5 protein-coding genes are annotated in these 6,468 nt (G+C 71.1%); all 5 read right to left on the bottom strand.

Annotated elements, in window-relative coordinates; translation table 11 throughout:
• Positions 1–224: 224 nt before the first annotated feature.
• From H5J30_RS13725 to ccrA, 5 genes are read right to left on the bottom strand one after another with little or no spacing between them, the layout of a single operon-like run.
• Positions 225–1,442, bottom strand: coding sequence for an acyl-CoA dehydrogenase family protein (locus tag H5J30_RS13725; protein WP_181787716.1), 1,218 nt, complete (start codon positions 1,440–1,442; stop codon positions 225–227).
• A complete protein-coding gene (locus H5J30_RS13720) occupies positions 1,442–1,960 on the bottom strand; it encodes a MaoC family dehydratase (protein WP_181787715.1) in 519 nt (172 codons plus the stop codon). The genes H5J30_RS13725 and H5J30_RS13720 overlap by 1 nt, the downstream gene beginning before the upstream one ends.
• 1 nt (position 1,961) lies before the next feature.
• Positions 1,962–2,933 (bottom strand): HpcH/HpaI aldolase/citrate lyase family protein, encoded by a 972-nt coding sequence (locus H5J30_RS13715; protein ID WP_181787714.1) that lies wholly within the window; start codon positions 2,931–2,933, stop codon positions 1,962–1,964.
• Positions 2,930–4,951 (bottom strand): ethylmalonyl-CoA mutase, encoded by a 2,022-nt coding sequence (locus H5J30_RS13710; RefSeq protein WP_181787713.1) that lies wholly within the window; start codon positions 4,949–4,951, stop codon positions 2,930–2,932. The genes H5J30_RS13715 and H5J30_RS13710 overlap by 4 nt, the downstream gene beginning before the upstream one ends.
• The gene (ccrA, locus tag H5J30_RS13705; RefSeq protein WP_181787712.1) at positions 4,951–6,369 is read right to left on the bottom strand and encodes a crotonyl-CoA carboxylase/reductase; all 1,419 of its coding nucleotides are present in this window, start codon (positions 6,367–6,369) and stop codon (positions 4,951–4,953) included. Before ccrA ends, H5J30_RS13710 begins: the two co-directional genes overlap by 1 nt.
• Positions 6,370–6,468: the final 99 nt, after the last annotated feature.

Below are 6,468 nucleotides of genomic sequence, written 5' to 3'. Positions count from 1 at the left end.
TGCGCCGCGCGCCAGGCGGACCCGGCGGCGCGGAACGTTATCTGGGCTGTGGGGCATGTTTGACCTTCGTAGCGGGAGGGGGCCGCGGTGATGGGGGACGGCGGCTTGTCGGGGATGCTATCGGTTGGCACCGGCAACTCGGCAAGCCGAAGCGAGCTTTCGCCCGCGGGGACCCCGTGACCGGCTGCCACGCCACCCCTGCCGCCTGCCCCTGAAGCAGTCCGTCAGCCCTGGGACCCGTACTCCTCCAGCAGTCGCCGCCCAATGATCATTTTCTGGATCTCGGCGGTGCCTTCGCCAATGAGAAGCATCGGCGCCTCCCGGTAGAGGCGCTCGATCTCGTACTCCTTGGAGAAGCCGTAGCCGCCGTGGATGCGGAACGCGTCTTCCACGACTTCCTTGCAGTACTCCGAAGCGAGATATTTGGCCATCCCCGCCTCTAGGTCGTTACGTTCTCCGGTGTCCTTTTTGCGTGCCGCTCTGACCATCATCGCATGGGCCGCCTCGACCTTGGTAGCCATCTCGGCCAGTTTGAACTGGATCGCCTGGTGCCGGGCGATCTGCCGGCCGAAGGCGTGCCGCTGCTGTGCGTAGCCGACGCCGAGTTCGAAAGCGCGCTGGGCGACGCCGCAGCCGCGCGCGGCGACGTTCACGCGGCCCACCTCGACGCCGTCCATCATCTGGTAGAAGCCGCGGCCCGCGCCGTCGGGGCCGCCGAGCACCCGGTCGGCCGGGACGCGCAGCCCGTCCATGATCAGCTCGGTGGTGTCGACGCCCTTGTAGCCCATCTTGTCGATCTTGCCGGGGATCGTCAGCCCCGGCTTCACCGTGCCGAACCCGGGCTCCTTCTCCACCAGGAACGCCGTCATCGACCGGTGCCCGGGCGCGTCGGGACCCAGCCCCTCGTCCGTCCGGCAGAGCACCGCGACCAGCGACGACGTGCCGCCGTTGGTCAGCCACATCTTCTGGCCGGTGAGCAGGTAGTCGCCGCCGTCCCCGTCCCGTACGCCCTTGGACGTGATCGCCGCCACGTCCGAGCCGAGCCCCGGCTCGGACATCGAGAACGCGCCGCGCACCTCACCCGCGGCCATCAGCGGCAGGAAGTGCTCCCGCTGCTCCGCCGTGCCGTGCTGCTTGATCATGTACGCCACGATGAAGTGCGTGTTGATGATCCCCGACACGCTCATCCAGCCGCGGGCGATCTCCTCCACGCACAGTGCGTACGTGAGCAGCGACTCGCCGAGCCCGCCGTACTCCTCGGGGATCATGAGGCCGAAAATGCCCAGTTCCTTCAGGCCCTCGACGATCTGCGCGGGATACTCGTCCCGGTGCTCCAGCCCGGTGGCCACCGGCAGGATCTCCTTGTCGACGAAGTCGCGCACGGTGGCGACGATCTCGCGCTGGATCTCCGTCAGGCCCTCCGTCTGCGCCAGCCGCCCCATCACTGCCCCCCGCCGCGCTCGGCCGGCTCCGGGCGGCCGGGCTGCTCGCCGCCGCGCTCGCGGACGTACGCCTGCGTGGGCACCATCACCTTGCGCCGGAAGACGCAGACCAGGGTGCCGTCCTGCCTGTGGCCGCGGGTCTCGACGTACACGATGCCGCGGTCGCCCTTCGACTTCGACGGCCACTTGTCCAGGACCGTCGTCTCGCCGTAGACCGTGTCGCCGTGGAAGGTGGGCGCCACGTGCTTCAGCGACTCGACCTCCAGGTTGGCGATCGCCTTGCCCGAGACGTCCGGCACGGACATGCCGAGCAGCAGGGAGTACACGTAGTTGCCGACGACGACGTTGCGGCCGAAGTCCGTGGCCTCGCCCGCGTAGTGCGCGTCGAGGTGCAGCGGGTGGTGGTTCATGGTCAGCAGGCAGAAGAGGTGGTCGTCGTACTCGGTGACGGTCTTGCCCGGCCAGTGCTTGTACACCGCGCCCGGCTCGAACTCCTCGTAGGTGCGTCCGAACTGCATGTCAGCCCTCCGGCGGGGTGAAGGCGGTGGTGCGGACCAGGCCGGCGGCGCGGCCCTTGCCCGAGACCACGAGCGCCATCTTGCGGCTCGCCTCGTCGATCATCTCGTCGCCGAGCATCGCGGAGCCCTTCCTGCCGCCCTCCTCGGAGGTGGCGTACTCGTACGCGTCGAGGATCAGCTCGGCGTGGTCGTAGTCCTCCTGCGACGGCGAGAAGACCTCGTTGGCGGCTTCGACCTGGCCCGGGTGCAGCACCCACTTGCCGTCGAAGCCGAGGGCGGCGGAGCGGCCGGCGACCTCGCGGAAGCCGTCGACGTCGCGGATCTGGAGGTACGGGCCGTCGATGGCCTGGAGGTCGTGGCTGCGGGCGGCCATGAGGATCCGCATGAGGATGTAGTGGTACGCGTCGGCCGGGTAGCCCGGCGGCTGCTCGCCGACGACCAGGGTCTTCATGTTGATCGACGCCATGAAGTCGGCGGGCCCGAAGACGATGGTCTCCAGCCGGGGCGAGGCGGCGGCGATGCCGTCGACGTTCACCAGGCCCTTCGCGTTCTCGATCTGCGCCTCGATGCCGATGCGGCCCACCTCGAAGCCCATCGTCTTCTCGATCTGGGTGAGCAGCATGTCCAGGGCGGTGATCTGCCCGGCGTCCTGGACCTTCGGCAGCATGAGGCAGTCGAGGTTCGGCCCCGCGCCCTCGACGACGGTGACGACGTCCCGGTACGTCCAGTGCGTCGTCCAGTCGTTGACCCGCACCACCCGCGTCTTGCCGCTCCAGTCGCCCTCGTTGAGGAACTTCACGACGGTGTGCCGCGCGTCCGGCTTCGCCAGCGGCGCGCAGGCGTCCTCCAGGTCCAGGAACACCTGGTCGGCCGGCAGCCCCTGCGCCTTCTCCAGGAACCGAGGGTTGGATCCCGGCACGGCGAGGCAGGAACGCCGCGGCCGCAGGCGGTCGGGCTGGTGGGCGGGGCTCATGCGGGGACCTCCTGGTCGAGCTTGTTCGCGAGCCTGATCTCGTCGACGATACGGCCGATGATCCGGGTGATTCCGAAGTCCTTCGGGGTGAACACCGCGGCCACCCCGGCGGCGCGCAGCGCCTCGGCGTCCGCCGCCGGGATGATGCCGCCGACCACGACCGGCACGTCGCCGGCGCCCGCGCGGCGCAGCAGGTCGAGGACGTCGGGGACCAGCCGGGTGTGCGAGCCGGAGAGGATGGACAGGCCGACGCAGTGCACGTCCTCGGCGACCGCGGCGGCGGCGATCTGCTCGGGCGTCAGCCGGATGCCCTGGTAGACGACCTCGAAGCCGGCGTCCCTGGCGCGTACGGCGATCTGCTCGGCGCCGTTGCTGTGCCCGTCGAGGCCCGGCTTGCCGACGAGCAGCCGCAGCCGGCCGGTGCCCAGCTCCGCGGCGGTGCGGGCGGCCCGGGCCCGTACGGCGGTCAGGGCGGCCTCGCCGCCGGTGTCCGCCGCCGGGACGGCGACCGGCGCGCCGCCGACGCCCGTGGGGGCGCGGAACTCGCCGAAGACGTCGCGCAGCGCCCAGGCCCACTCGCCGGTGGTGACGCCGGCGCGGGCGCACTCCAGCGACGGGGGCATGAGGTTGGCCGTACCCGCAGCGGCGGCCTTCAGCGCCGTCAGCGCCCGCTGGGCGCGCGGCTCGTCGCGGGACAGCCGCCACTCGTGCATTCGTGAGACGACGCGCGCCTCCACGTCCGCGTCGACCGTCATGATCGCGGTGTCCAGATCCGCGGTGAGCGGGCTGGGCTCCGTCTCCGTATGGCAGTTGACCCCGACGATCCTCTCGTCGCCCGACTCGATCCGGGCCCGCCGCTCCGCGTGCGAGGCCACGAGCCGGGCCTTGAGGTAGCCGGACTCCACGGCCGCGACGGCGCCGCCCAGCTGCTCGATGTGCGCCATCTCGGCGGTCGCCCCCTCGACCAGTCCGGCCACCCGCGCCTCCACCACGTGGCTGCCGTCGAAGAGGTCGGGGTACTCCAGCAGGTCGCTCTCGTACGCCAGCACCTGCTGGATGCGCAGGCTCCACTGCTGGTCCCACGGGCGCGGCAGCCCCAGCGCCTCGTTCCAGGCGGGCAGCTGCACGGCGCGGGCGCGGGCGTCCTTCGACAGCGTCACGGCCAGCATCTCCAGCACGATGCGCTGGACGTTGTTCTCCGGCTGCGCCTCGGTCAGGCCGAGGGAGTTGACCTGCACGCCGTAGCGGAAGCGGCGCTGCCGGGGGTCCTCGATGCCGTAGCGCTCGCGGGTGAGGGTGTCCCAGATGCGGGTGAACGCCCGCATCTTGCACATCTCCTCGACGAACCTGACCCCGGCGTTGACGAAGAAGGAGACGCGGCCGACGACGTCGCCCATCTTCTCGGCGGGCACCTGGCCGGAGTCGCGGACCGCGTCCAGGACGGCGGTCGCGGTGGCCATCGCGTACGCGATCTCCTGCACCGGCGTCGCGCCCGCCTCCTGCAGGTGGTAGCTGCAGATGTTGATGGGGTTCCACTTCGGCATCCGGCCCACGGTGTACGCGATGGTGTCGGTGGTCAGCCGCAGCGAGGGCCCGGGCGGGAAGACGTACGTGCCGCGGGAGAGGTACTCCTTGACGATGTCGTTCTGCGTGGTGCCGGCGAGCTTCGCGACGCCCGCCTCGTCCAGGCCCTGCTCCTCGGCGACCACCTGGTAGAGCGCCAGCAGCCACATCGCGGTGGCGTTGATGGTCATGGACGTGTTCGTCCGCTCCAGCGGGATGCCCGCGAAGAGGCGGCGCATGTCGCCCAGGTGCGAGACGGGCACGCCGACGCGGCCGACCTCGCCGCGGGCGAGCACGTGGTCGGGGTCGTAGCCGGTCTGGGTGGGCAGGTCGAAGGCGACGGACAGGCCGGTCTGGCCCTTGGCGAGGTTGCGCCGGTACAGCTCGTTGGACGCCTCGGCGGTGGAGTGGCCCGCGTAGGTGCGCATCAGCCAGGGCCGGTCCTTGGCCGCCATCACACGTTCCCGGCGTGCTCGACGGCCCGCCGCCGGGAGCGCCGGTGGCCGGGGTGTCCGGGCGGCTGCGGGCCGGGCGGGGGGTCGCCGCGGAAGAGCTGGATCGCGTCGATGTGCTCGGCGCGCTTCTCCTCGTCGCGTACGCCCAGGCCCTCGGCGGGCGCCAGGCACAGCACGCCGACCTTGCCCTGGTGCAGGTTGCGGTGGACGTCGTACGCCGCCTGGCCGGTCTCGGCCAGCGGGTAGGTCTTCGACAGGGTGGGGTGGATCCGGCCCTTGTCGATCAGGCGGTTGGCCTCCCACGCCTCGCGGTAGTTGGCGAAGTGCGAGCCGATGATGCGCTTCAGCGACATCCACAGGTAGCGGTTGTCGTACTCGTGCACGAAGCCGGAGGTGGAGGCGCACGTGACGATGGTGCCGCCGCGGCGGGTGACGTAGACGGAGGCGCCGAAGGTCTCCCGGCCGGGGTGCTCGAAGACGATGTCGACGTCCTCGCCGCCGGTCAGCTCGCGGATGCGGGCGCCGAAGCGCTTCCACTCGCGCGGGTCCTGCTCGTGCTCGTCGCGCCAGAAGCGGTAGTCCTCGCCGCGGCGGTCGATGACCGCCTCCGCGCCCATCCGGCGGCAGATCTCCGCCTTCTCGGGGCTGGAGACCACGCAGATGGGCGTGGCGCCGCCGGCGAGCGCGAACTGCGTGGCGTACGAGCCGAGTCCGCCGCTCGCGCCCCAGATGAGCACGTTGTCGCCCTGCTTCATGGCGGCGCCGTTGCGGGAGACGAGCTGGCGGTACGCGGTGGAGTTGACCAGCCCGGGGGCGGCGGCCTCCTCCCAGGACAGGTGGGCCGGCTTCGGCATGAGCTGGTTGGACTTCACCAGCGCGATCTCCGCCAGGCCGCCGAAGTTGGTCTCGAAGCCCCAGATGCGCTGCTCGGGGTCGAGCATCGTGTCGTTGTGGCCGTCGGCGCTCTCCAGCTCCACCGACAGGCAGTGCGCCACCACCTCGTCGCCGGGCCGCCAGGCGACGACGCCGGGTCCGGTGCGCAGCACGACGCCGGCGAGGTCGGAGCCGATGACGTGGTACGGCAGGTCGTGGCGGCGGGCGAGCGGGGAGAGGCGGCCGTAGCGCTCCAGGAAGGCGAAGGTGGACAGCGGCTCGAAGATCGAGGTCCACACGGAGTTGTAGTTCACGGAGCTGGCCATGACGGCCACCAGGGCCTCGCCGGGGCCGAGTTCCGGCACCGGCACCTCGTCCAGGTGCAGCGACCTGCGCGGGTCCTTCTGCCGGGTGGTGAGCCCTTCGAACATGTCCGCCTCGTCCTTGTGCACTGTCACGGCCCTGTAGGACTCGGGCAGGGGCAGGGAGGCGAAGTCGGCGGCGGTGCTGTCGGTCGCCTGAATCGCGGCGAGTATCTCGTTCATGGTGCTGCCTCCGGCGAAGCGTGTCGGGGAACGCTTGAGGGACGTCGGGGGTGAGAGCCGCACGCACGCCGCACGGCGGAGATCCAGACCGTGGTCCGG

This window comes from Streptomyces phytophilus, from assembly GCF_013870535.1.
In the GTDB taxonomy this organism is placed as follows: Bacteria; Actinomycetota; Actinomycetes; order Streptomycetales; family Streptomycetaceae; genus Streptomyces; species Streptomyces phytophilus.
This window is presented reverse-complemented; position numbering and strand designations above follow the sequence as displayed.

What these genes read in the sequence shown, in the direction of transcription:
- H5J30_RS13720 (WP_181787715.1), bottom strand. Translation starts at nt 1,960, where the DNA reads ATGCAGTTCGGACGCACCTACGAGGAGTTCGAGCCGGGCGCGGTGTAC.
- H5J30_RS13725 (WP_181787716.1), bottom strand. Translation starts at nt 1,442, where the DNA reads ATGGGGCGGCTGGCGCAGACGGAGGGCCTGACGGAGATCCAGCGCGAG.
- H5J30_RS13710 (WP_181787713.1), bottom strand. Translation starts at nt 4,951, where the DNA reads ATGGCGGCCAAGGACCGGCCCTGGCTGATGCGCACCTACGCGGGCCAC.
- H5J30_RS13715 (WP_181787714.1), bottom strand. Translation starts at nt 2,933, where the DNA reads ATGAGCCCCGCCCACCAGCCCGACCGCCTGCGGCCGCGGCGTTCCTGC.
- ccrA (WP_181787712.1), bottom strand. Translation starts at nt 6,369, where the DNA reads ATGAACGAGATACTCGCCGCGATTCAGGCGACCGACAGCACCGCCGCC.